The 22,145-nt window shown below is 70.1% G+C and carries 24 protein-coding genes and 1 pseudogene; 13 read left to right on the forward strand and 12 right to left on the reverse strand.

The genetic code is table 11. From position 1 onward, the window contains the following. Positions 1-8 precede the first annotated feature (8 nt). Complete coding sequence (locus tag OG194_RS46310; RefSeq protein WP_327406743.1) at positions 9-1,016, forward strand: ABC transporter substrate-binding protein; 1,008 nt, start codon at positions 9-11, stop codon at positions 1,014-1,016. On the opposite strand, the gene OG194_RS46315 is transcribed toward OG194_RS46310, so the two are convergent. After that, positions 1,013-1,528 carry a hypothetical protein gene (locus OG194_RS46315; RefSeq protein ID WP_327406744.1) on the reverse strand — a complete coding sequence of 172 codons (516 nt, stop codon included), beginning with the start codon at positions 1,526-1,528 and terminating at the stop codon, positions 1,013-1,015. The genes OG194_RS46310 and OG194_RS46315 overlap by 4 nt on opposite strands. Before the next feature lie 45 nt (positions 1,529-1,573). Between OG194_RS46315 and OG194_RS46320 the strand changes: the two genes are divergently transcribed. After that, complete coding sequence (locus OG194_RS46320) at positions 1,574-2,221, forward strand: glycosyltransferase (protein WP_327407418.1); 648 nt, start codon at positions 1,574-1,576, stop codon at positions 2,219-2,221. Between the two features lie 81 nt (positions 2,222-2,302). Here OG194_RS46320 and OG194_RS46325 read toward each other — a convergent pair whose 3' ends face one another. The 4 genes from OG194_RS46325 to OG194_RS46340 all read right to left on the reverse strand — a co-directional run bounded on the left by OG194_RS46325 (position 2,303) and on the right by OG194_RS46340 (position 5,560). Beyond that, positions 2,303-3,331: a MerR family transcriptional regulator gene (locus tag OG194_RS46325; RefSeq protein ID WP_327406745.1), complete on the reverse strand. Its 1,029-nt coding sequence runs from the start codon at positions 3,329-3,331 to the stop codon at positions 2,303-2,305. 72 nt (positions 3,332-3,403) lie between these two features. Beyond that, positions 3,404-3,724, reverse strand: a complete 321-nt coding sequence (locus tag OG194_RS46330) for a hypothetical protein (protein ID WP_327406746.1) — start codon at positions 3,722-3,724, stop codon at positions 3,404-3,406. Positions 3,725-4,112: 388 nt separating this feature from the next. Next, positions 4,113-4,979 (reverse strand): RNA polymerase sigma-70 factor, encoded by an 867-nt coding sequence (locus tag OG194_RS46335; RefSeq protein WP_327406747.1) that lies wholly within the window; start codon positions 4,977-4,979, stop codon positions 4,113-4,115. Continuing rightward, complete coding sequence (locus tag OG194_RS46340) at positions 4,976-5,560, reverse strand: carboxymuconolactone decarboxylase family protein (protein ID WP_327406748.1); 585 nt, start codon at positions 5,558-5,560, stop codon at positions 4,976-4,978. The genes OG194_RS46335 and OG194_RS46340 overlap by 4 nt, the downstream gene beginning before the upstream one ends. A gap of 35 nt (positions 5,561-5,595) precedes the next feature. Here OG194_RS46340 and OG194_RS46345 point away from each other — a divergent pair, with 35 nt between their 5' ends. From OG194_RS46345 to OG194_RS46355, 3 genes are all read left to right on the forward strand, one after another. After that, positions 5,596-6,051 (forward strand): DUF6479 family protein, encoded by a 456-nt coding sequence (locus OG194_RS46345; protein ID WP_327406749.1) that lies wholly within the window; start codon positions 5,596-5,598, stop codon positions 6,049-6,051. Beyond that, positions 6,051-7,049 carry a non-homologous end-joining DNA ligase gene (gene ligD / locus OG194_RS46350; protein ID WP_327406750.1) on the forward strand — a complete coding sequence of 333 codons (999 nt, stop codon included), beginning with the start codon at positions 6,051-6,053 and terminating at the stop codon, positions 7,047-7,049. The genes OG194_RS46345 and ligD overlap by 1 nt, the downstream gene beginning before the upstream one ends. Positions 7,050-7,119: 70 nt before the next feature. Continuing rightward, positions 7,120-8,148 carry a Ppx/GppA phosphatase family protein gene (locus OG194_RS46355; protein ID WP_327406751.1) on the forward strand — a complete coding sequence of 343 codons (1,029 nt, stop codon included), beginning with the start codon at positions 7,120-7,122 and terminating at the stop codon, positions 8,146-8,148. A 53-nt stretch (positions 8,149-8,201) separates the two neighbouring features. On the opposite strand, the gene OG194_RS46360 is transcribed toward OG194_RS46355, so the two are convergent. Next, positions 8,202-8,933 carry an ANTAR domain-containing protein gene (locus OG194_RS46360; RefSeq protein ID WP_327406752.1) on the reverse strand — a complete coding sequence of 244 codons (732 nt, stop codon included), beginning with the start codon at positions 8,931-8,933 and terminating at the stop codon, positions 8,202-8,204. A gap of 192 nt (positions 8,934-9,125) precedes the next feature. Here OG194_RS46360 and OG194_RS46365 point away from each other — a divergent pair, with 192 nt between their 5' ends. After that, positions 9,126-9,485: a helix-turn-helix transcriptional regulator gene (locus OG194_RS46365; protein ID WP_327406753.1), complete on the forward strand. Its 360-nt coding sequence runs from the start codon at positions 9,126-9,128 to the stop codon at positions 9,483-9,485. A gap of 258 nt (positions 9,486-9,743) precedes the next feature. Here OG194_RS46365 and OG194_RS47800 read toward each other — a convergent pair. Further along, positions 9,744-9,890: pseudogene (locus tag OG194_RS47800) on the reverse strand (DUF2795 domain-containing protein); the annotation flags it as partial. A gap of 257 nt (positions 9,891-10,147) precedes the next feature. Here OG194_RS47800 and OG194_RS46370 point away from each other — a divergent pair. The 6 genes from OG194_RS46370 (at position 10,148) to OG194_RS46395 (ending at position 16,078) form a co-directional block, all read left to right on the forward strand. Beyond that, positions 10,148-10,945, forward strand: a complete 798-nt coding sequence (locus tag OG194_RS46370; RefSeq protein ID WP_327406754.1) for a SigB/SigF/SigG family RNA polymerase sigma factor — start codon at positions 10,148-10,150, stop codon at positions 10,943-10,945. A 416-nt stretch (positions 10,946-11,361) separates the two neighbouring features. Then, positions 11,362-12,588 carry a PP2C family protein-serine/threonine phosphatase gene (locus OG194_RS46375; protein WP_327406755.1) on the forward strand — a complete coding sequence of 409 codons (1,227 nt, stop codon included), beginning with the start codon at positions 11,362-11,364 and terminating at the stop codon, positions 12,586-12,588. An 89-nt stretch (positions 12,589-12,677) separates the two neighbouring features. Beyond that, entirely contained in the window at positions 12,678-14,348 is a 1,671-nt protein-coding gene (locus OG194_RS46380; protein ID WP_327406756.1) for a sensor histidine kinase, read from the forward strand. Then, the gene (locus tag OG194_RS46385) at positions 14,345-14,794 is read left to right on the forward strand and encodes a response regulator (protein WP_327406757.1); all 450 of its coding nucleotides are present in this window, start codon (positions 14,345-14,347) and stop codon (positions 14,792-14,794) included. The genes OG194_RS46380 and OG194_RS46385 overlap by 4 nt, the downstream gene beginning before the upstream one ends. Before the next feature lie 55 nt (positions 14,795-14,849). Beyond that, complete coding sequence (locus OG194_RS46390) at positions 14,850-15,476, forward strand: PAS and ANTAR domain-containing protein (protein WP_327406758.1); 627 nt, start codon at positions 14,850-14,852, stop codon at positions 15,474-15,476. A 113-nt stretch (positions 15,477-15,589) separates the two neighbouring features. Beyond that, complete coding sequence (locus OG194_RS46395; protein ID WP_327406759.1) at positions 15,590-16,078, forward strand: MarR family winged helix-turn-helix transcriptional regulator; 489 nt, start codon at positions 15,590-15,592, stop codon at positions 16,076-16,078. Here the strand turns inward: OG194_RS46395 and OG194_RS46400 are convergent, their stop codons facing one another. Together OG194_RS46400 and OG194_RS46405 are read right to left on the reverse strand one after the other, a co-directional pair. Then, on the reverse strand, positions 16,079-17,272 hold the full coding sequence (locus OG194_RS46400; RefSeq protein ID WP_327406760.1) for a PP2C family protein-serine/threonine phosphatase: 1,194 nt from the start codon (positions 17,270-17,272) through the stop codon (positions 16,079-16,081). Positions 17,273-17,337: 65 nt separating this feature from the next. Continuing rightward, a complete protein-coding gene (locus tag OG194_RS46405; protein ID WP_327406761.1) occupies positions 17,338-18,489 on the reverse strand; it encodes a PP2C family protein-serine/threonine phosphatase in 1,152 nt (383 codons plus the stop codon). Between the two features lie 160 nt (positions 18,490-18,649). Here OG194_RS46405 and OG194_RS46410 point away from each other — a divergent pair, with 160 nt between their 5' ends. Next, positions 18,650-19,135, forward strand: a complete 486-nt coding sequence (locus tag OG194_RS46410) for a MarR family transcriptional regulator (protein WP_033280983.1) — start codon at positions 18,650-18,652, stop codon at positions 19,133-19,135. A gap of 137 nt (positions 19,136-19,272) precedes the next feature. Here OG194_RS46410 and OG194_RS46415 read toward each other — a convergent pair whose 3' ends face one another. The 3 genes from OG194_RS46415 to OG194_RS46425 form a co-directional block, all read right to left on the reverse strand. After that, positions 19,273-19,845 (reverse strand): Dps family protein, encoded by a 573-nt coding sequence (locus OG194_RS46415; protein WP_327406762.1) that lies wholly within the window; start codon positions 19,843-19,845, stop codon positions 19,273-19,275. 97 nt (positions 19,846-19,942) lie between these two features. Further along, positions 19,943-21,745, reverse strand: coding sequence for a thiamine pyrophosphate-requiring protein (locus tag OG194_RS46420; protein WP_327406763.1), 1,803 nt, complete (start codon positions 21,743-21,745; stop codon positions 19,943-19,945). A 136-nt stretch (positions 21,746-21,881) separates the two neighbouring features. Next, positions 21,882-22,061, reverse strand: coding sequence for a hypothetical protein (locus OG194_RS46425; protein WP_327406764.1), 180 nt, complete (start codon positions 22,059-22,061; stop codon positions 21,882-21,884). Positions 22,062-22,145: the final 84 nt, after the last annotated feature.

The following is a 22,145-nucleotide window of genomic DNA, read 5'->3' on the forward strand; positions in this document are numbered from 1 at the left end:
CAACCCGCATGCGCAAGCTGCTTGCCGCCGCCCTCTGCCTCGCCGCGACCACCACCGCCGGTTGCGGCGCCACGGTCGAGCCCACGCCGCAGAACGCCATATCCTCCGCCGTCACCCTCACCAACTGCGGCCAGAAGGTGACGTACAAGACGGTCCCCGAGCGGGTCGTCACCAACGACGTCGGCATCACGGAGCTGATGTTCGCCCTCGGCCTGGAGGACCGCATGGCCGGGTTCGCCATGCCCGACGACAAGGGCGACCTGACCGACGTCCCCTGGAAGGACGGCTACCAGAAGGTGAAGTGGCTGTCCAAGGACCAACTCACCAAGGAGAACGTCCTCGACGCCCGCGCCGACCTCGTCTTCGCCGGCTGGAACTACGGCTTCCGCGAGGACAGCGGCTTCACCCCCGACGCCCTGAAGAAGCTCGGCATCCCCTCGTACGTCCTCACCGAGTCCTGCCACAACGGCCGCACCGACACCTCGCGCGGCATCATGCCGCCCCTCGACGCCCTCTACACCGACCTCACCAACCTCGGAAAACTCTTCGGCGTCGAGAAGCGCGCGGCCACCCTGATCGCCGACTTCAAGAAGCAGATCGCGGCCGTACAGAGCAAGGCCCCGGCGAAGAGCCCCACAGTCTTCCTCTACGACAGCGGCCAGGACTCCCCGTTCACCTCCGGCCGCTACGCCGCCCCCGACCAGATCATCAGCGAGGCCGGCGGCACCAACGTCATGCACGACGTCAACGACTCCTGGACCACGGTCGGTTGGGAGACCGTCGTCCAGCGCGACCCCGACGTCATCGTCATCTGCGACTACGGCGACGTGACCGCCGAACAGAAGAAGAAGTTCCTCCTCTCCTACGCCCCACTCCGCAACGTCTCCGCCGTCAAGCACCACCGCATCTTCGTCCTCGACTACGTCGACCTCGTCGAAAGCCCCCGCAACCCGTCGGCCATCGCCCGGCTGGGCGCGTATCTGCGGACGGTGGCCGCGGCGAAGGACGCCGACTAGCTGATCACCAAAGGATCATCTGGATGCGGATCAGACGGGCGCGTTGCCAGTAGCCTCGCCCGATGCGCATCCTGTTCACGTTCATCGGTGGCAGCGGTCACTTCCGCCCTCTCATCCCTGTGGCCCGAGCAGCTCAAGCCGCAGGACACACCGTCGCCATTGCCGGTGCGGGCGGAAGAGGGTCCGAGATCGCAGCCGCCGGGTTCACCGCCTTCGCCACGAACGAGCCGCGCAGACGTGCGGAAGCCGCGGACCACAGGACGGCAGAGGCGCCCGATCAGGAAGCGGATGTTCGGCAGCTCGCGGAGGGCTTCGCCCGGCGCGGGGCACGGCGGCAGTCTGCGGCAGTTCTTGAACTCGCGCATGCTTGGAAACCCGATGTCCTGGTACGCGACGAGGTCGACTTCGGCACCGCGATCGCGGCCGAGTCGCTCGGACTTCCCTGTGTGACTGTCCTTGTGCTCGCGGCGGGGGGCTTTCTGCGCAAGGAAGTCGTCGCCGAGCCACTGCACGAAGTGCGATCCGCATACGGCCTGCCGTCGGACCCTGAACTCGCCATGCTGGACCGGCACTTGGTCCTGTCACCGTTCCCGCCGAGTTTCCGAAACCCGCTCTTCCCCTTGCCTGCACACACCTTCGCGTTCCGGCAGGCAGCTGCCGTCAGTCCTGCTGCCGCCACTCCGCGCAATCCCACGGTGTACTTCACCCTCGGTACCGTGAACAACACCACGGACCTGTTCTCCCGGGTCCTGGCCGGGCTTCAGAAGCTTCCCGCGGGCGTGGTCGTGACCGTCGGTGAGCGTGTCGACCCCGCTGAGCTCGGGCCGTTGCCCGACCATGTCCGGGTCGAACAGTTCGTTCCGCAGGAGCTGCTTCTGCCGCAGTGTGACCTGGTCGTCTCGCACGGAGGCTCCGGCAGCCTCATGGGAGCACTCGCCCACGGCCTGCCGTCGGTCCTGATCCCCCTGGGCGCGGACCAGCCGTACAACGCGCGGCGCTCCGTCGAACTCGGTACCGCCCAGGTCCTGGACCCGGTCACTCTCACCTCGGAGGAAGTGCGCAGGGAGGTATCGGCTGTGCTCGCCGACGGCGCCTACCGCCGCGCCGCCGAGCGGGTCCGCGAGGAGATCAACGTGCTGCCGGGGCCAGAGCAGACGATTCCCCTGCTCGAAGCGCTCCACAGATCAACCCCGCAGGGAAACTGAAGTTCATCGAAGTGAGTGTGCGGCAACTTTGGATTGCCCTGAACAGGCCTGCGCGGCCACCCGCGTCAACGACCCCGCGGGTCAAGACTTTTGACGCAGGGCGGCACCCATCCACTCCCGGACAGCCGCAGCCCGGACCCGGTCCGAGTTCGGGTCCGGCTTGGCCGTGCCGTTGATCGTCGCCACCAGGGAGTGGTAGCGGGTCAGCAGCTTGAGGCCGGTCGCCTTGGGCTGCCACTGCGGCGGCTTGCCGTTCCGGTCGAAGTCGGCGATGGTGCGCCTGGCCTTGTCGACATCGACATCGACATCGACGTCGTGCTCTCCTCTCATCGCGGCGAACAACTCGGCCGAGTCGGCGGCAACCCGCTCGGCGAGGTCCCGGGCCTGCGGTGAATCGGCCGCGACACCGGCCTGTTGGGAGGCCCGCGCCTCCAGGAGAAGCTTCCGATGCCTCTCGACGCGGGCCGTCATCTCCGGCGTGACCATCAACCTGCCCTGCTCGGTGCCGAATGTGCGATGGATGAAGTCCCGCAGCGCCGCCCGGGACTCCTCGTCCCGCACGAACTCCGCGAGTTCGATCCAGGCCTCCAACTGCTCGGTGGACGGTTCCTCGGGCAGGCGAGGCCGCAGACTGTGCAGCCGTTCCACATAGCTGCGATGGACGTCCAGGCCGTCGGTCACGAAGTCCCAGAACCGGTCGACGAGTTGGTCACGGTCGTCGTCGGACATCGACACGAGCTTGTGCAGCAGGCTCACCTGCTCCGCCGTGGTGTCCTGCCGCGTGATGGTCCGCAGCACGGCACGGCGCGCCCGGAACTGCCTCAACTGGTCCTCCACCAGCCGCAGATGCGTGACGGCGAGGTCGCGCAGGCTGGTCTCCTCGGCCAGCACCCGGCGGATGTCGTCCAGGCCGGCGCCCAAGTCGCGCAGGGTGCGCACGAGTTCGAGCCGGGCGATGGCGAGCACGTCGTACCGCCGGAAGCCGCCCTCGGTGAGACCGGCGGGCGCGACGACACCCTCGTCGGCGTAGAACCTGATCGCGCTCACGCTCAGGCCCGTGCGGCGGGCGACGTCCCCGATGGAGTAGAGCTCCTGTTCGTTCACGCCCATCACTATGGGATCTCAAGTGACCTGAGAGTCAAGGGGGTTGGCCACGCTGAGACCCCGGGCGACCGCCTCGCGCTACGGCCGGACCGCGCCCACTTGGTCGTAGCGGCCCAGAAAACGGAACGCGCCGTCCCTGACCTGGTACAGGAACCCGGTGTTCTCCGGATCCAGCGCGTGAGTCGTGCCCTGGACGAAGCGGATCGGCTTGGCCACCCCGTCGTACGCGGTGTGGAAGAGGCGCTCGGCGACCTGCGCGGGCTCGATCGCGGTGGTGGTCCCGAGCGCGTCCAGGGCCCGCCCCGGATCACTCTCGTACGGCGTCGCCCGCACCACCCCGGTTTCGAACAACTCCGGTCCGGAGATGACCTGTTGGATCAGCACCCGAGCCCGCGCCACGGTCTTCTGTTCCCTGCTCGGATCCGTCCCGGGGGTGGCCGACGCCGTGGGCCGCAGGTCGGCGGTACTGCTCCGGGACGTCCCGGGCGCCGTCGTCGGCGGTGACTTGGAGCCTCCGCCACTCCTTGTGCAGCCCACCACCAGGGCCCCGCAGACCGCCGCTACCCCGCTGACACGCAGTGCTCCGGCATGCGCCACTACGTCGCCCCCTCCACGGCCGGCCGTGCGGCCGACCCCATGCCAGTACCGATGCGCTCGGTCAGGGGACGGTTCCCCGCCCGCCGCGGCTGTTTCCGGCTTCGCACAGGATGCGTACAGTCGAGACGAGCGTAGTGCCCGGGCGACTCAACTCACCCTGTGCGGAGGGAAGTTCGGAGCGGCGGCAGACTCACCTGACGAGTTCGGTCGGCTCGTCCAGCTGCGTCAGTTTTCGCGGATTGCGCACCACATAGATACGAGTGACCCGGCCGTCCTCCACCACGACACTGATCGCGGACGGTTCGCCGTCGAACTCGATCCGGCCCGCCGGTTCGCCGTTGAGCCACACGGGCGTGGTGTCGAACACGGCCACCAACTCGTGCGCGCGGGCGAGGATCGGCGCCACCGACTCGACGCCGTGGATCGGGGCGAGCGCGGCGGGAACCACCCCGCCACCGTCGGTCACCAGCACCACGTCCGGTGCCATCACCTCCATCAGCTCCTGCAACTGTCCGGTCCGCAGGGCGTGCAAGAACCGCTCCACGACGGCCTGTTGCTCCGACCGGCTCACCCGCACCCGCGGCCGTCGGGCCGCCACATGGTCCCGCGCCCGCCGTGCGACCTGCCGTACCGCGGCCGCGGACTTCCCGATGACCTCGGCGATCTCGCCGTACGGCAGCTCGAAGACCTCGCGCAGCACGAACACCGCCCGCTCGGTGGGCGCGAGTGTCTCCAGCACGGTCAGCATCGCGATCGAGACGCTCTCCGCGAGCTCGACGTCCTCGGCGACATCGGGACTGGTCAGCAAGGGTTCCGGCAGCCACTCGCCGACATACTCCTCACGGCGGCGCGACACCGTGCGCAGCCGGTTGAGCGCCTGCCGGGTGACCAGCCGGATCAGGTACGACCGCGGGTCCCGCACCTGTGACCGGTCGATGTCGGCCCACCGCAGCCAGGACTCCTGGAGCACGTCCTCCGCGTCGGCCGCCGACCCGAGCATCTCGTAGGCGACCGTGAACAGGAGCCTGCGGTGCGCGATGAAAGGGTCCTGGGTCATGCCGTCGACGCTACGTCTGCGCCGGCGTGCCCCGTCCGGGGGGCCAGCGGAATCTCGCAGGAGTCCGAGTAGCCCTGCGAGGTGATCCCGTGCGCGGTGTTGCACCTGGCCGCCATGTTGGCGAAGCCGATGAACACGGTGAGTTCGACGAGCGCGGCCGGGCCGAGGCGGTCGAGCAGGCTCTTGGACAGCTCGTCGGTGACGGTCGGCGGTGTGTTCGTCATGGCCTCCGCGTACGCGAGCACGTCCCGCTCCAGCGGTGTGAACACCTCCGACCGCCGCCAGCGTGGCACCTGGCTCGCCTTGGCCAGGTCGAGGTTCTGGTTCAGCGCGTGGAAGTAGTTCACGTCGAGGCACCAGCTACAGCCGACCTGGGCCGCGACGGCCATGTGCGCGAACGTCTTGAGGCTCGCGTCGGCCGCGTCCCATGTGCCCACCTTCGCCGCGAACTCCTGGTTGGCCGCGGCAAGGTGGGGCTGGTTCCACAGCACCTCGACGGGCTCGGGTACGGTCCCGAGTTGCTTGATCATGTTCTCGCGCAGCTCGGCGGGAAGCTCGGCCTTGGGAACGCGAAGCGTCACGGTGTTCTCCTTGTATGTGTCGTCGGTGTGCCTGGATGGCGGTTCGACATGAAGACACCGGCCGGCTCGGGGATGTGACACCGGGACCGGGCGCACCGGCCGCCACCGTGCTTGGCCGCTTCGCGCGTGGGTACTCGGCCGTCATGATGATCGCCGAGAACGAACACATGGACCTCGCCGCATCCGGTGCCGCCGTGGGCTTGGTGGTGGCCTTCGCCGGTGGACTCGTCATCGTCGCGTTGCTGGTGTGGGCCGTCCGGCTGGGCATCAACGTGCGGCAGCGGGAATCGGCACCGCCGCGGCCGGACGAGCAGCCCCGGCTGCCGGAATCCGGTGCCGTAGGGGAGATCCGGGAACAGCGGGAGCCCGACGAGGTTCCGCGCACCCCCGACGGCGAGCGGCTCCTGCCGCACGACCTCCACCACTCCGGAAGCCGGCGCAGCGAGAATCAGGAGCGTCCGCGCTGGAACGAAAGGCCTGGCGGGTCCTGATGGTCGGCACCCGGACCACCACGACCGGTGCTCGTTCCACGGCCGGCACCCGCACCGTGCGGGCGGGCCGCCGTAGCCTCGCCGTCCACCGGCCCGACAAGGTGCTGTTCCCCGCCGACGGGAACGGCAAGGAGTACACGAAGGGCGACCTCGTCGCGTACTACCGGGCCATCGCCCCCTTCATGCTGCCGCACCTGCGTGGACGCCCGCTGATGCTGGAACGGCACCCGGACGGCATCGACGGCCCGCGGTTCATGCAGAAGAACGTCCCGGCGCACTACCCGGACTGGATCAAACGCGTCGAGGTGACCAAGGAGGGCGGCACGGTCACGCACCTCGTCTGCGACGACACCGCCACGCTCGTGTACCTCGCCGACCAGGCCTGCCTCACCCCGCACCGCTGGCTGTCCCGGGCCGGCATGCTCCACCGGCCCGACCGCCTGGTCTTCGACCTCGACCCGTCGGACGGAGGAAACGAAGACGACGGAGGCAACGGGGATGACGGGGGCGAATTCGCCGTCGTACGCCAAACCGCCCTGCTCCTGCGGGAGTTGCTCGACGAACTTCGGCTGCCGTCCGCGCCGATGACCACCGGCTCGCGCGGTCTCCACCTCGTCGTGCCCCTCGACGGACAGCAGGACTTCGACACGGTACGCGCCTTCGCCAAGGACGTCGCCGACCACCTCGCCGCGGCACACCCCGGCCAACTCACCACCGCCGCGCGCAAGAAGGACCGCGGCGACCGCCTCTACCTCGACATCCAACGCAACGGCTACGCGCAGACCGCCGTCGCCCCCTACGCCGTCCGCGCGAAACCCGGGGCCCCGGTCGCCGTCCCCATCAGCTGGGACCAACTCCACGACCCGGACCTCGACGCCCGCCGCTGGACCATCACCGACGCCGTGGACCAGGCCCGCACCAACCCCTGGGCGGGACTGGCGAGTCGGGGACGTTCTCTTACTCCGGCCGTACGGCGACTGGACCACCTGCGCGGCTGAGTGACCAACGCCTCGAAACGAAGATCAATCAGGACGACTGATGGTTCGGCCTCTGGGTACTCACCGGTTCATGCGAATGAGTGTGGTGGACGTGGGCTCGAACACGGTTCGGCTCGTGGTGGCGGACCTGGAGGACGGCGTACCCCTGCCCGTTCACACGGCCAAGTGGAAGCTACGGCTCTCCGAGCGCGTGGGGCAGCCGTACGGGGAGATCCCCGAGGACTCCGTACGCCACCTCGTGAGGGCGGTGTCGGCCGCCGCGGACACCGCCCGGAGCTGGGGCGCGGCAGGCCCGCTCGCCTTTGCCACAGCGGTGGTTCGGGGCGCGCCGAACCGGCTCGACGTGCTGCGCGCGGTCCGCAGCGAGACCGGCGTACGGCTGTGCACGCTCCCGGGAGAGGTCGAGGGCGAGCTGACCTTCCTCGGCGCCCGCCGCTGGATGGGCTGGCGCGCTGGACCGCTCGCCCTCTTCGACATCGGCGGCGGTTCCTTCGAAGCCGCCTTCGGGCGCGGCCGGTTGCCCGACTTCGTCGCGTCCCTGCCGCTCGGCGCGGGCCGGCTGACCCGGGACTTCCTCCACGGACAGGACCCGCCGCCCGAGCGCGCGGTGAAGGCGCTGCGTCGCGAGGTGCGGCACCAACTGCGGGACGTGGCCGCACGGATCCGCTGGGAAGGGCCCCGCACCACCGTCGTGACCTCCCGTACCTTTCAACAGCTGGCCCGGCTCTGCGGTGCCGCTCCCGGACGGCAAGGTCCCTTTGTGGAACGGCGGTTGGCACGGGCGGACCTGCGCGTGGGCCTCGACCGGCTGGCCGCCCTCGCCGCCCCCGACCGGGCCCTGCTCCCCGGCATCTCGGCACCGCGGGCCGCACAGAGCCTGGCCGGAGCCGTGGTCGGGCACACGGTCATGAAGCTCACCGGCATCAAGACCGTCACCGTCTGCCCCTGGGGCATCCGCGAGGGAGTGATGTTGCGGTACATCGAGGACGGCGGGGCCTGGTGGACGGAGATGGCGCGGCGCAGCGACGACACCGAAGCCGCGGGGGCGATCGCCCTGCGCATCGCGCCGGTGCCGGAGCGGACCCCCGTCGGCAGGTAGCGGACGTCGGCCGACACGCGACGGCGGGTGCCGAACGTCCGCGCCGCGCCGGCCTACGCCGGGCGTGAGATCTCGGTGACCGCCGTCGAGATCCGCTGTTGCACGTCCTCGGGCAGCGGCGCTCCGTTGACCGAGTCGACGAGTTCTTCGGCCAGTTGATGGAGCTTGGTGTTCGTGCGCTGGGAGACGTCGACCAGGACGCTCCAGGCGTCCTCGGGGCTGAGGGCGAAGGAGGCCATCAGGACTCCGCGGGCCAGGTCGATGACCGGCCGGGTCTGCATCGCGCGCTTGAGCTGCCCGACCTCGACGCGCAGCTCATCGACCTCGTCGGACACGCCGTTCTCCTCCATCAGGTCATGCGTCGTGGGGGAATGTCCGCGCCGGGGATCGACCACCCCGTCGGCGTCCTTGGGTCCTGTCGTGTGGCTGAACAGCGCCGACGTGTCGGTGAGCGCGAACAGCCTCGCGACAGCGGCGCTGGCGGCCCGTACGCCGAGCGTCTTGCCGTCCGCCAGGGCGGTGGTGCGGACGGACAGCAGGACGTTGAGCCCGGCACAGTCGCAGAAACCGACCCCGGCCAGGTCGAGGTCCAGCCCTCCGGACGACCGGGCGAGCGCCAGCCGCAGGGCGCGCCGCACCGCTTGTTCCGTGTCGACGTCGATCTCCCCGGAGACCACGACGACCGTCCGGGTACCGGCCGGCCGCGTCACGATCTTCAGGGAGGCCGAAACCGACGGGGGATCCGCGGCGAAGAGCGGGGGATCCACCGTGGAAACGGGGGACACCGCGCATATCGTCCGGACCCCGCTCCTGAGAGGAGCGCTACGTTCGTGTTCGTGCATGGCAGCCGCTCCCGAGGCATCCGCCCTGTTTTCTGCCCGGTCAAGTCTCGCCCCCGGCATTTAGCGCGTCAAGATATACACGAAATCTGTTTCGTGTCTCGGGATACGTGAAAGGCGGGGCCTATGCTGGGGGTCATGGACGGAGTACCCGAGACACACGCAGGATGGACGTTCCTCACGAGCCATGCGCGAGTGCTGGCCGCGATCGCCGAGGACCACCGCACCCGGATCCGTGACATCGCCGTGCGATGCAGGCTCACCGAGAGAGCCGTACAGAAGATCATTGCCGATCTGGAGCAGGACGGTTATCTCACCCACACGCGGGAGGGGCGGACCAACGCGTACCGCATCCAGCCGGGAACCATCCTGCGGCATCCCGCCGAGGCCGGGATGACCGTCGAGGCGTTGCTGTCCACCCTCGCCCAGCATGACGATCGGCGCGAGCGCTCGTCCACGACACCGCCCGACGAGCGGGACTCCGAACTCGCCGAGTGACTCGCCGAGTTGGGCGGGGTTGCTTGGTCGCCGGCGATCGACGAACCGGTGACGATCCGTCAATCACCGTGGCTCAGATGGTCGTCGGGTGTCGGGATCCGAGGGGCTCAAGGCGGCCGGGTCGCGCCCGATTGCCGTCCTCGCCCGTCCCGGCACCTCAACTGCCGTGGCGCGACAGGGCGGTGGCCCGTCGGGCCGTACGCCACCCGGGTGTCTGTACGTCGTCGCTCACGCCTATAAGTCACCCCGACCGGTCGCCTCGGTCCGGGGCGACCGCCCGGAACGCGGCAGCCCTTGCAGTTCGTGCTTCATCTCCTCGTCCCGATGGACGCTCGGTCGGTCACTTCCGCGTTCCGTGATTCGCTCCATGTCTGTCGGGGGAGACCGGCGCCTACCCGGGGCCATGGGGCCGACACGTCCCCTCTCCCGCCCACCTGATTGATCACCTTTCGTCACGTTTTGGCGGCCGGGAGTCATTGCCTTCGGGCAATTGTTTCAGGGCTCCTCGCGCGGGAAAGCGCAAGGTGAGTGCTTCGGACAGGAGGCACGTCCGTGGGAGCCGGTGTATGCCGGATCGCGGGTGTGTTCCGCCTGCTCAGTGCGTGCCCGCTCCCATGGGGACCGTCCTTCGACAACCCCTTGAGGGAGTTGTGAGCACCGCCATGGACACAATCACCGTCACCCGGAAGCGCCATCCGCACGACGACGCCCCCCGCACCGCCGCCGCCTTCACCCGTCTCTCGCACCTGCCCGCCGGACCCGAACGGGACGCCCTGCGCGATGAACTCGTCCGCGTGTGGCTCCCCATGTCCGAACGCATCGCCGGCCGGTATCGGGGAAAGGGCGAGCCCTACGAGGACCTGCGCCAGGTCGCGGCCCTCGGCCTCGTCAAGGCCGTCGACGGCTACGACCCCGACCGCGGCCACGCCTTCGAGAGCTACGCCGTCCCGACGGTCACCGGCGAGATCAAGCGCCATTTCCGTGACCACATGTGGGCCCTGCACGTGCCCCGGCGGGTCCAGGAACTCCGCAACAAGGTGCGCGTCGCCCTGCGGGACCTGGCCGCGACGGGGCCGGACCGGCGCCCGAGCGTCGCCGAGATCGCCGAGTGCGCGCAGCTGAGCGAGGAGGACGTACAGGCCGGTCTGGAGGCGCTGGACAGCTTCACCGCGCTCTCGCTGGACGCCGAGACGCCGGGTGAGGACGCGGGGATGACGCTCGTCGGCCTGCTGGGGGAGTGCGACGCCGGATTCGACCTGGTCGTGGACCGCGAGGCGGTCAAGCCCGCCCTGCGGACACTCCCCGAACGCGAGCGCACCATTCTCTACCTCCGCTTCTTCCGCGGCATGACCCAGAGCTGCATAGCGGAGCAGCTCGGCGTCTCCCAGATGCACGTCTCCCGGCTGATCACCAACTCCTGCGCCACGGTGCGCGAACGCGTACTGGCCGACGCCGCCTAGCCGCGCCGGGAAGGGGAGGCCGGCCGCCCCGCGGGAGTGATCCCGGGGCGGCCGGTGGCGGGCTCACTGCCGAACCCTCCCGGGAGCGGTTGGGCAGCCTGCCGCCCTCTTCGGACTACCGGGCTGGGGCCGGTTCAAACAACAACCGGCCCATTGGGCGGCCGCGGTGCACCACTGGACGACCCCGCGTCGCCCGGTGTACACACGCGGTGACAGGCCGGTGAAGGAGAGGGTTCCTCGCCGACTTCCAGGTGGCCGTCGTACCCTCAACAACGCGGAACGCAGGGCCTGTTGAGCCATTCCGCTTGCGGTCGGGGCGAGTGCGTACGGGACGTCCCGGCGTACCGGTATGCTCTCGACTGTTGTCTGACGGCAACTATGGTCGCGCGAGTCGGTTCGGTGGGGAGGACAGGGCCATGGTGGTGCCACAGCCGCGGGCCGACGACCTGCTGTCGGTGGGTGGCGAAGGGGTCGGCCCGGACACCTGGGTGGCCTGGCAGCCCGCCGTCCTGCTGGTCGAGGACGACGCCGGTGACGCGCTGTTGGTGGAGGAACTGGTCGCCGACAGCGCGCTGAAGATACGTCTGCAGTGGGTGCGGTCGATGGCCGAGGCCGCCGAGGTGCTCGCGGCCGACGTGCCGGACTGCGTCCTGCTGGACCTGCACCTGCCGGACGCCCAAGGACTTGAGGCGCTCTCCCGGGTCCGGGCCGGCGCCGAGCGGGCGGCTGTCGTGGTCCTCACCGGCCTCGCCGAGGAGGAGACCGGACTGGCCGCCGTCGCCGCCGGCGCGCAGGACTACCTGGTCAAGGGCCGGGTCGAGCCGGGCCTTTTCGGCCGGGCCGTCCGCTACGCGATCCAGCGCAAGCAGGCCGAGCGGGCGGCCGTCGCGCTCCAGGCCAGCCGCATGCAGGCCCAGGAGAACGCCCGGCTGGAACGAGGACTGCTGCCCCGCCCCCTGCTGCGCGGCGAGGGCGTCGAAGCGGTGGCCCGCTACCGTCCCGGCCGCGCGCAGGCGCTGCTCGGCGGCGACTTCTACGACATCGTGCAGAGCGTCGACGGCACGGTCCACGCGGTGGTCGGTGACGTCTCCGGGCACGGGCCCGACGAGGCCGCCCTCGGTGTGGCCCTGCGCATCGCCTGGCGCACGCTGGTCCTCAGCGGTGTCACGGGCGCCGAGCAGGTGGCCCGGCTGGAGGAACTCCTGGTCGCCGAGCGCGCCCGGAGCGAGGTCTTCGCCACCCTCGTCAGCCTCGCCGCCGCACCCGGTGAACGTACGGCCCAAGTCGTGCGGGCCGGCCACCACGGGCTGCTGATGCGGGACGGCGGCCGCGTGGAGTGGGTCGAGGTGCCCGGCGGCCCGGCGCTGGGCGTGGTCCCCGGCCACGCGGAATGGCCCGTCGAGGAACTGTCCGTACCGACCGATGCCGCCGTGGTGCTCTTCACCGACGGCCTCTTCGAGGGGCACGTCGGACGAGGCTCGGAGCGGCTGGGAGAGGACGGGCTGCTACGGCTCGCACGGGAACGCGCGGCACTCGCACCGGAGCCGTTCGTCGACGAGCTCATCGCGTGCGCCGAGAGCCTGGCCGAGGCACAGGGCGGCCTGGCGGACGACGTGGCCGTGATGCACCTGCACTGGACATGAGGCACCTGCCCCGGACGTGATTCACCGCGCCGGAAACGAGCAGGTGGGACGAGAGGATGTCGGTCGGAACGAGACGAACGGTGAGGGACATGGCGGGCGGAACAGGGATCGGGCGCCGGTTCACGGTGCAGGGATGGTTCTTCCTGGCGCTGTCGCTCATGGTGCTGCTGGTGGTGATCGGTACCGCGATCGGCGCCAATCTGCTGAGCCAGACGGCCCGGGTCACCGACGATCTGCTGCTGCGGGTCCAGCCCTCCCAGACCGAGGCGTACCGGCTGCAAGCCGCCCTGGTCAACCAGGAGACCGGCATCCGCGGCTACGCGATCGCCGCCGACAAGCAGTTCCTCGCCCCCTACACCAGCGGCCGGCAGGACGAGGCCCGCTCGGCCGCGCGACTGCGCGGACTGCTCCGCGACCGGCCCGAACTCCTCGCCGATCTCCGCGCGGTGGAGCACGGCGCTGCGGCCTGGCGGAAGGACTACGGCGCGCCCCTCACCGCCGCCGTCACCCCCGGCCGGCCGCACGCCGTCGACCAGGCCACCGTGGACAGCGGCAAGCACGAGTTCGACCACCTGCGCACCCTCTGGGCGAAACAGAACGCCGACATCGCGAAAGCCGTGAAGGAAGGCCGGGCCCACCTCGCCCACCAACGGACGGTACGCAACACCGTCCTCAGCGCCATGGTCGCCGCCTTCCTGCTGACCGGCGTCGCCCTCGCCGTGCTCGTACGACTGCTGGTGACCCGGCCCCTTGGGGCGCTGAGCAAGGCGTCGGAACAGGTCGCGGGCGGCGACTTCGCGCACCGCATCACCGGCGACGGCCCGGCCGACCTCACCGCGGTGGCCGGAGCTGTCGAGGGCATGCGCAGACGGATCGTCGCCGAACTCGACGCCTCCCGCGACCAAGAGGTGATACTGAGCCGACAGGCCGTGGAGCTGGACGCTCAGGCCGTCGAACTGCGGCGATCCAACGCCGAGTTGGAGCAGTTCGCCTACGTCGCCTCGCACGATCTCCAGGAGCCGCTGCGCAAGGTCGCCTCCTTCTGCCAGCTCCTGGAGAAACGCTACGGCGATCAACTGGACGCCCGCGGCCTGCAGTACATCGACTTCGCCGTCGACGGCGCCAAGCGCATGCAGGTCCTCATCAACGACCTGCTCACTTTCTCCCGCGTCGGACGCCTCGACGACACCCGGGAGAAGATCGGCCTCGGCCAGACGCTGGACAAGGCGCTGCGGAACCTCGCGGCGGCCGTGGAGGAGTCGGAGGCCCGGATCGACCGGCCCGAGACCCTGCCCGAGATCGTCGGCGACCCGACGCTGCTGACGATGCTCTGGCAGAACCTCGTGGGCAACGCCCTGAAGTTCCGCCGCCCGGACCTCGCCCCGCACGTGACCGTCACCTGCGACACCGACCCCGAGAACCCCGGCATGTGGCGCGTGTGCGTCGCCGACAACGGCATCGGCATCCCAGAGGAGTTCACCGACAAGGTCTTCGTCATCTTCCAGCGGCTGCACAGCCGCGACGCCTACGGCGGCACCGGCATCGGACTCGCCCTCTGCAAGAAGATCGTCGAACACCACGGCGGCCGGATCTGGATCGAATCCCGGGTCGGCGAAGGCACCCGCTTCTGCTTCACGCTCCCGTCCGCCGACGCGACCGACGCGACCGACGCGACCGACGCGACCGACGCCATCGAGACCGCCGAGCCCGGTGACGGGACCTCCACCTCCACCTCCACAGACGAGAAGGCGCTGACATGACCCTCCCTGACGCGACCCCGATCGATGTCCTCCTGGTAGAGGACGATCCGGGCGACGAACTGATGACCCGGGAAGCCTTCGAGGACAACAAGATCGGCAACACCCTGCACGTCGTCCGGGACGGCGAGGAGGCCCTCGACTTCCTCTACAAGCGCGGCGAGCACACCGGCGCCCCGCAGCCCGACCTCATCCTCCTCGACCTCAACCTCCCCAAGTACGACGGCCGTCAGGTCCTGGAGAAGATCAAGTCCGACCCGGAGCTGGCGCACATCCCCGTGGTCGTCCTGACCACCTCCTCGGCCGAGGAGGACATCCTGCGCAGCTACAAACTGCACGCCAACGCCTATGTCACCAAGCCGGTCGACCTCGACCAGTTCATCGCCGCGGTCCGGCAGATCGACGACTTCTTCGTGCAGGTCGTCCGGCTGCCCCACCGCTTCGGCTGAGGGACTAGGGTCACTGGTACGAGGTGATGGAACGGGCGTCGAGTTGGTGAGGGCCATGGTGGCGGAGGACGACCGAGCCGACGAGATCACCGGGGTGTTCCTGCACAGGCTGCCGGAGGACATCTGGTGGTGGTCGGACGAGATGTTCCGGCTGCTCGGCTACGACCCCGACGCCGTCACGCCCACCGCCAAGCTGCTGCGCGGCCACGTCCACACCGAGGACCAGGCCGGGCTCGACAGCGCCCTGGAACACGGCAGGACCACCGGACTCCCCTTCAGCTGCTACCTCCGCGTGGTCGGCACGCCGGACGAGGAACGCAGCGTCGTCCTGGTCGGCGACGGCCGTACCGGAGACGACGGCGAGGTGGTCGTGCTGCGCGGGTTCGCCGTCGACGTGACGAAGTCCGTACGGCAGGAGGCACGGCGCACCGCCGACTCCGACATCGAGCGGGCCCGCGTCTCGCAGGAGGACATCGACCTCGCGCGCGGTGTGCTCATGGGCCTCTACGGCATCGACGCGGACGTGGCGATGCGCGTCCTGCGCCGCCACTCCCAGTACGCCAACGTCAAACTCCGCACGCTGGCCCAGTCCGTGCGCGAGGCCGCGCCCACGGCACCCGGCCGGCCCCAGCACGACCTGCACCAGCGGATCTCGGCGGTGCTGTACCCCGACCGCGACTGAGCGGGCGTCCCAGCTTCCGGAGATGTCGGCCGCTTGGGTGTCGCAATCTCGGGTAGGCCAACCTCATGAGCGGCGAATCACCACACTGCCGACTTCCCTGAGGTCTCGAACGCGTGGCACCGCACGGGGAGGCGGACCGGAAACCGGCGCAGGCGGACGGCACGGACGCCGTCGCGGGCCGGATCGCCGATGCCGTGGACGGCCTGGCCGAGCTGTGGACCACGGCGGCGGCCGAGGCGTCCGTACGGCTCTCCTCGCATCAACTGCGCGCCCTGCACGCCCTGGAGGCCACACCGGGCGCGAATCTGACCATGCTGGCGGAACGGCTCGACGCCGGCCTGCCCACGGTGAGCAGACTGTGCGACCGGCTGGAGGCGGCCGGGCTGCTGCTCAGGGAGGCCGCCCCGCACAATCGCAGGGAAATACAACTGCGCCTCACCACCCACGGCCGCGAGGTGCTGGCCGAGGTGGCCGACCTCAGGTCCCGGGCGCTGACCGAGGTCGTACGCGGCATGGAACCGGACGACCGCGTGGCCCTGGAGCACGGACTGCGGGCGTTCGTCGAGGCGCAACGAGGTCGGGCGCCCGGTGAGGGTGGATGATCACGGCGTCGCGGGGTCGCGTCCGTTCCAGTCCAGGCAGACCACGGCGGCGTCGGCGGTCAGGTCGGTGCTGCCGAAGTGCTCGACCAGGCTCGCCACCACCGAGCGTGCGACCTCCTGCGGAGCCTGCGTCGGCGCCGCGTCGAGCGCCCGGCGCAGAGCGTCCTCGCCGAACACGGCGCCCGCCGGGGAACGGGCCCCGTGGACGCCGGTGCTCACCGCCACGAGCCGGTCACCGGGCCGTACGGAGAAGATCTGCTCCTCGTAGGCCGTCTCCTCGAACATGCCGAGCGGGAGCTGTGCATCCAGTTCGATCTGCTGCACCGTGTCGCCGCGGCGGCGGTAGAGCCGGGGCGAGCCCGCGTCGACGGCCTGGACGGTGCCCGTCGCGAGATCGAAGCGGAGCAGCAGGGTCGAGGCGTACACCTTGCCGCCGAACTGGGCGTAGACGGCCTGGTCGGCAAGGCGGGCCTGGTCGGAGAGGCTCACGCCGGCCCGGCGTGCGTTGCGCAGGGCGCCCACCGTGACGCTGGTCAGCAGAGAGGCGTCGATGCCGCGGCCCATGCCGTCGGTGACCGTCACGGTCAGCCGGCTGCCGTCGGTGCTCCAGTCGAAGTTGTCGCCGCCGACGGTGTACGCGGGCTCCAGATGGGCGCCGATCACGAACTCCGGGCGACCGCAGCCGCGCCCCGGAAGAAGCTGCCACTGCATCTCGGCGGCCAGCGTGAGCCGCCTCGTACGGCGGGCCAGGAGGTACAGGTCGGTGTCGCGCTCCGCCGTCGCGATCTCGTGGCCCAGCGCGGTCGCGAACTCGGCGAGGCCGCGCACTCCGGCGGTGTCGGCACCGGCGGCGGGCAGCCGGGCGGAGAGGACACCGAGCCGGTCGCCGCGCACGGTGACGGGCACGTGCACGGCGGCCGTCCCGTCCTCGGGCGGTTCGACGACGGGCGTCTGCACGGTGAACGCCCGTCCCGCCGGCCCGTCGTAGGCGGACAGCGGTTCGCCGGTCCCCGGCAGCGGGGCGACCGGACGCAGCACGCGCAGGCCGTAGTCGGCGAGGAGGAGGGTGACGTCCCGGGCTCCGGCCCGGTCACCGAGCAGGCGGCGGGTCGTCTCCACCAGAGCGTTGGGCGGGGCCGACCGCAACTCGCTCTCCACAGAGGGGAGCGACTCAGAGGTGCTCACGGCGTTCACCCTTCCGGCTCAGTGTCTTCACACTAGCGTCACGCCGGTGGGTGCGGGGTACGACGGGGCGCACCTCACCGCCCCCGCCAGTCCAGGCACACCACCAAGGCGTCGTCGTCCGGAGTCGGCGTACCGCGGTGGCCGGTCAGCTCGCGCAGTACGGCCCGCGGCACCTCGGCGGCGGGCAGCAGCCTCGTGTGCTGGATCGCCCGCGCCAGCGCCGCGTCCCCGTACGCCTCACCCTTGGGCGAGGCGACGGCGTACACCCCGTCGCTGACGAACAGGAGCCGGTCCCCGGGCTCGATCCGGAAGTCCTGCTCGACGTAGTCGGTCTCCTCGAACATACCCAGCGGCAACTGCGCGTCGAAGGCGATCCGCTCCACCACCCCGTCGCGCAGCCGCAGCGTCTGCGGCGATCCGGCGTCCACCACCCGGGCCCGCCCGGTGGTGAGGTCGAAGTCGAACATCAACACGGACATGTGGCTACGGCCCTGATAGTGGGCGTACACGGCCTGGTCCGCGAGAGCCGCCTGGTCGGCGAGGGGGATGCCCGCCCGGCGCGCGTTGCGCAGGGCGTTGACCGCCAGGTTCGTCAGGAGCGATGCCTCTATGCCCTCGCCCATGCCGTTCGAGACGTAGAGCGTGAGGTGGTCGGCCGTGGCGGACCAGTCGAAGTTGTCCCCGTGGATCGCGTACGCGGGTTCCAGCTGCGCGCCCAGGTCGAACTCGGAACGGGAGCACGAGCGGCCGGGCAGCAGCTGCCACTGCATCTCCGCCGCCAGCGTGAGCCGGTCCTTGCGCCGGGCCCGCAGATACAGGTCCGTGTCGCGTTCGGCGACCAGCACCTCGTGCCCCAACACCTCGGCCAGCTCGGCCAGTTCGGGAAGACACTCGCGCGCGTGGTCGCCGCCGGGCAGCGTCACCGAGAGCACGCCGAGACGGTCCCCGCGCACACTGATCGGAAGATGCACGCGCACACTGCCGTCGCCGAGGTTGCCCTCCACGAACGGTTCCTGCGCACCGAAGGCGCGGCCCGCCGGGGTGTTGTGCACGGAGACCGGCGGCAGAGTGTGCGGCAGGTCGGTCACGGGTTGCAGCACGGTCAGGCCGTAGTCGGCCATGAGCAGGTCCACGGAGTCCGCCGCGTAGTGCCGACCCAGCAACTGCCCGACGACGTCGGGGAGTTCGTGGGGAGCGGCCGTGCGCAGCGCCCGCTCGACAGCCATGAATCTGTTCACGATCGTAGGTATGCCAATCTCTCACCCGAGGCACACGTCGCCCGCCCTGCGGTGGGCCGTACGGCCCCGGCGTCGCGTGTCGTCTCGTCCATCCGTGTTCGTTGCGCGTGCCTAGTAGGCTGGGGTCCGTCCCTGTGCCTGCGAGAGTGTGACCGTGACGTCCTTCCACCCCCGCCCCGAACCCGACGAGGTCGCGCGCGTCACCTCTACGGCCGCGGAACTGCTGGAAGTCCTGTGGGGGCGAGCCTCGACGGCGCCCGCGTCAGCCTCGCAGCTGCGGGTCCTGTTCATCCTGGAACACCACGAGGGCATCAACCTGCGCACCCTCGCCGACCATCTCGCCTCGACCCCGCCGTCGACCAGCCGGCTGTGCGACCGTCTGCAGGCCGCCGGCTTCGTCGACCGCGAGGTGAGTCCCACGGACCGGCGCGAGGTGCGCCTGTACCTCAGCAGCCTGGGGCGGTCCTTCCTGTCGGACCTGCGGGCCCGGCGCGAGGAGGCGCTCGGCGCGGTGCTGGAACAGATGCCGGCCGCCGGGCGCAGCGCGCTCCTCACCGGCCTTGAGGCGTTCTGTGCGGTGGCGGCGGCGCAGATACACGACCACGACGACTCCTCCGGCAGCCGCACCGCCTGACCGGGCCGCCCGGTGCACGGAGTGGCCTCCGCCGACCGCGACATCCCAGATCCTTCCCCCTGCTGCGACGACACCCGCTACTTTCTTGCCTCATGGCCATAGTTGTCAAACGGCAAGTGTCTCGGGTGTCCTCGTCCTCAGCCGAGTTCGGCGCCCTTGGCCGCCGCCTCTTCCTCGGAGTGCGCGTCACCGGTGGCGAGCGTGCCGCCCGCGCTCTCCAGGTGCGCCCGCACGAACCACTGGAACTGCTCCAGGTCGCGCAGCTGCCCGATCAGCAGGTCCTCGGTGGCGGGGTCGATGTCGCCCGCCTCCTTGATCCCGGCCCGGACGTCCTCGATCAACCCGGTGTAGACGAGGTTGAGCGCGCCGAGGTGGGCGATGGCGTCGGCCCGGCCGATGGAGTAGTCGTCCCAGGTGCGCTCGGCGACCAGCGCGCCCGGGGTGCCCGGTGCGACCCCGCCGAGCGCGGCGATGCGCTCGGCCACGTCGTCGGCCATCTCGCGTACCCGGTCGACCTGCGGGTCGATCATCTCGTGCACGGCGATGAAGTGCGGCCCGACGACGTTCCAGTGCACGTGCTTCAGCGTCAGGTGGAGATCGTTCAGCGAGTGGAGCCGCAGCCGCAGCACGCCGATCAGCCGGCCCGCGGCCTCGCGCTCGATACCGGGAACGGTGTACTTCGGGGTCAGGTCCTTGGTCTCCTCGGTCATGGTTCACCTCTGGTCATTCGGTAGGGCGTGCGGTTCCTTACCTGGTCACGGGTGCCCCGGTCCGGCGAGGTCAGACATCCCGTCCCTGAGCGATACGTCACGATTGGCCCGAGTGTCCTCCGCCGGGCAGGAGATCCTGGATCTTGGCCCTGAACCCCTGCCTGAGCACGGCGGCGCGATCGCTGTCGCCCTTGAGGACGGAGGACGCGGCGGCCTCGATCTGCTCCAGGGTGGAGTGCGGCGGGATCGGCGGTACGGCGGGATCGGTCACGAAGTCCAGCACGCACGGCCGGTCGGCGGCCAGCGCGCTCTCCCAGGCGCCGGTCACCTCCTCCGGCTTCTCGACCCGGATGCCGGTCAGGCCCAGGGAGCGGGCGAAGTCGGCGTAGGCGACGTCGGGGATCGACTGCGAGGGCAGGAACTGAGGTGCGCCTTCCAGGCCGCGCATCTCCCACGTCACCTGATTCAGATCCCGGTTGTTGAGCACGGCGACGATCAACCGCGGATCCGCCCATTCCTGCCAGTACTTGGCGACGGTGATCAGCTCGGCCATGCCGTTCATCTGCATCGCCCCGTCCCCGACGAGCGCGACGGCCGGCCGGTCACCGTGTGCGAATTTCGCACCGATGGCATACGGCACCCCCGCACCCATCGAGGCGAGCGTCCCCGACAGCGAGCCGCGCATCGCACCGCTCAACTTCAGGTGCCGGGCATACCAGTTGGCGGCCGAACCGGAGTCGGCGGACAGGATCACGTCGTCCGGGAGCAGACCGCTGAGCGCGTGCACGACGTACTCGGGGTTGACCGGATCGGCCTCGACGGCGGCCCGCCGCTCCATGACCTCCCACCAACGGGCCACATTGGCCTCGATCTTGACCCGCCACGCCGGATCCTCCATCTGCTCCAGCAACGGCAGCAGCCGGCGCAGCGTCGCGGCGGCGTCACCGACGAGATTCACCTCGAACGGATAGCGCATCCCCACCATGTGCGGATCGATGTCGATCTGAACGCTCCGCGCCTTGCCGAACTTCGGCAGGAACTGCGAGTAGGGGAACGACGACCCGATCACCAGCAGCGAGTCGCACTCGCGCATCATCTCGTACGACGGCCGGGTGCCCAACAGCCCGATCGCGCCCGTGACATAGGGCAGGTCGTCGTCCAACGCGTCCTTGCCGAGCAGGGCTTTGGCGACCCCGGCACCGAGCCGGTCGGCGACCGCCATCACCTCCGCGCGGGCACCCCGCGCGCCCTGCCCGATCAAGATGGCCGTCTTTCCACCGGAGTTGAGCACATCGGCGGCCCGACGAAGGTCGTCGTCGTCCGGCACCACCGTGGAGTGCGGCATGCCCAGACTGGACGGCACCATCTTGAAGGCGTGCTCGGGCGGGGCGTAGGGGAGGTCCTGGACGTCGGCCGGGATGATCACGGCGGTCACCGTGCGGCGTGCCATGGCGGTGCGCAGTGCCCGGTCGAGGACGTTCGGCAACTGCTCCGGGACGGTGACCATTTCACAGAAGTCGGAGGCGACATCCTTGTAAAGACTCAGCAGATCGACCTCCTGCTGATAACTGCCGCCCATGGCACTGCGGTTGGTCTGCCCGACGATCGCGACGACGGGCACGTGGTCGAGCTTCGCGTCGTAGAGGCCGTTGAGGAGATGGATCGCGCCGGGCCCCGAAGTGGCCACGCAGACACCGACCTTGCCGGAGAACTTGGCGTAGCCGACGGCCTCGAACGCGGCCGTCTCCTCGTGCCGTGCCTGGACGAAGCGGGGGTTGTCGTCCGCGCGGCCCCAGGCGGCGAGGAGTCCGTTGATGCCGTCGCCCGGGTAGGCGAATACGTGGGTGACGTCCCACTCGCGCAGTCGCTGGAGGAGATGGTCCGAGACCTTGGTGGACATGGGCGGGGTCCTTCCGGTGGGGGTGTCCGTCCGGTACGGACCTGCGCCGGGTACCCCGGAAGTCGCCCGACGACATGCCGCGGGCCGGAAGCTTTCGGCCTCCGGCCCGTTGTGCGGCCCCTGCTCCTCCGACTCGTCAGTCGTCGCCTCTGACGATGTTGCCCTCGGTGAGGGTCTGCGGAGGCGGGGCCACGCTGTTGTCGTCGACGGGCGGGATACAGGTGCGTACGGCCTTTCCGCTACGGCGACGGGCCTTCGCCCAACCGGTCTCGGGCGGCAGATGCAGGTCTTCCTTCTTGACGGTGCGCGCGGTCACAGCGCTTCAACTTCTCTCTCTGCGTCAGAAATGTTCGGTCCTGGAGCTAACCGTTCGGGTCCCCGCCGGGCACGGACTCAAACG

It is taken from the genome of Streptomyces sp. NBC_01288 (assembly GCF_035982055.1).
In the GTDB taxonomy this organism is placed as follows: domain Bacteria; phylum Actinomycetota; class Actinomycetes; order Streptomycetales; family Streptomycetaceae; genus Streptomyces.

Bases quoted from the DNA above. Each gene is read 5' to 3' on its own strand.
- OG194_RS46335 (WP_327406747.1), bottom strand. From the start codon at position 4,979: ATGACCCAGGACCCTTTCATCGCGCACCGCAGGCTCCTGTTCACGGTC.
- OG194_RS46310 (WP_327406743.1), top strand. From the start codon at position 9: ATGCGCAAGCTGCTTGCCGCCGCCCTCTGCCTCGCCGCGACCACCACC.
- OG194_RS46320 (WP_327407418.1), top strand. From the start codon at position 1,574: ATGCTGGACCGGCACTTGGTCCTGTCACCGTTCCCGCCGAGTTTCCGA.
- ligD (WP_327406750.1), top strand. From the start codon at position 6,051: ATGGTCGGCACCCGGACCACCACGACCGGTGCTCGTTCCACGGCCGGC.
- OG194_RS46385 (WP_327406757.1), top strand. From the start codon at position 14,345: ATGACCCTCCCTGACGCGACCCCGATCGATGTCCTCCTGGTAGAGGAC.
- OG194_RS46370 (WP_327406754.1), top strand. From the start codon at position 10,148: ATGGACACAATCACCGTCACCCGGAAGCGCCATCCGCACGACGACGCC.
- OG194_RS46325 (WP_327406745.1), bottom strand. From the start codon at position 3,331: ATGGGCGTGAACGAACAGGAGCTCTACTCCATCGGGGACGTCGCCCGC.
- OG194_RS46380 (WP_327406756.1), top strand. From the start codon at position 12,678: ATGGCGGGCGGAACAGGGATCGGGCGCCGGTTCACGGTGCAGGGATGG.
- OG194_RS46345 (WP_327406749.1), top strand. From the start codon at position 5,596: ATGGCGGTTCGACATGAAGACACCGGCCGGCTCGGGGATGTGACACCG.
- OG194_RS46365 (WP_327406753.1), top strand. From the start codon at position 9,126: ATGGACGGAGTACCCGAGACACACGCAGGATGGACGTTCCTCACGAGC.
- OG194_RS46415 (WP_327406762.1), bottom strand. From the start codon at position 19,845: ATGACCGAGGAGACCAAGGACCTGACCCCGAAGTACACCGTTCCCGGT.
- OG194_RS46375 (WP_327406755.1), top strand. From the start codon at position 11,362: ATGGTGGTGCCACAGCCGCGGGCCGACGACCTGCTGTCGGTGGGTGGC.
- OG194_RS46390 (WP_327406758.1), top strand. From the start codon at position 14,850: ATGGTGGCGGAGGACGACCGAGCCGACGAGATCACCGGGGTGTTCCTG.
- OG194_RS46405 (WP_327406761.1), bottom strand. From the start codon at position 18,489: ATGGCTGTCGAGCGGGCGCTGCGCACGGCCGCTCCCCACGAACTCCCC.
- OG194_RS46420 (WP_327406763.1), bottom strand. From the start codon at position 21,745: ATGTCCACCAAGGTCTCGGACCATCTCCTCCAGCGACTGCGCGAGTGG.
- OG194_RS46355 (WP_327406751.1), top strand. From the start codon at position 7,120: ATGCGAATGAGTGTGGTGGACGTGGGCTCGAACACGGTTCGGCTCGTG.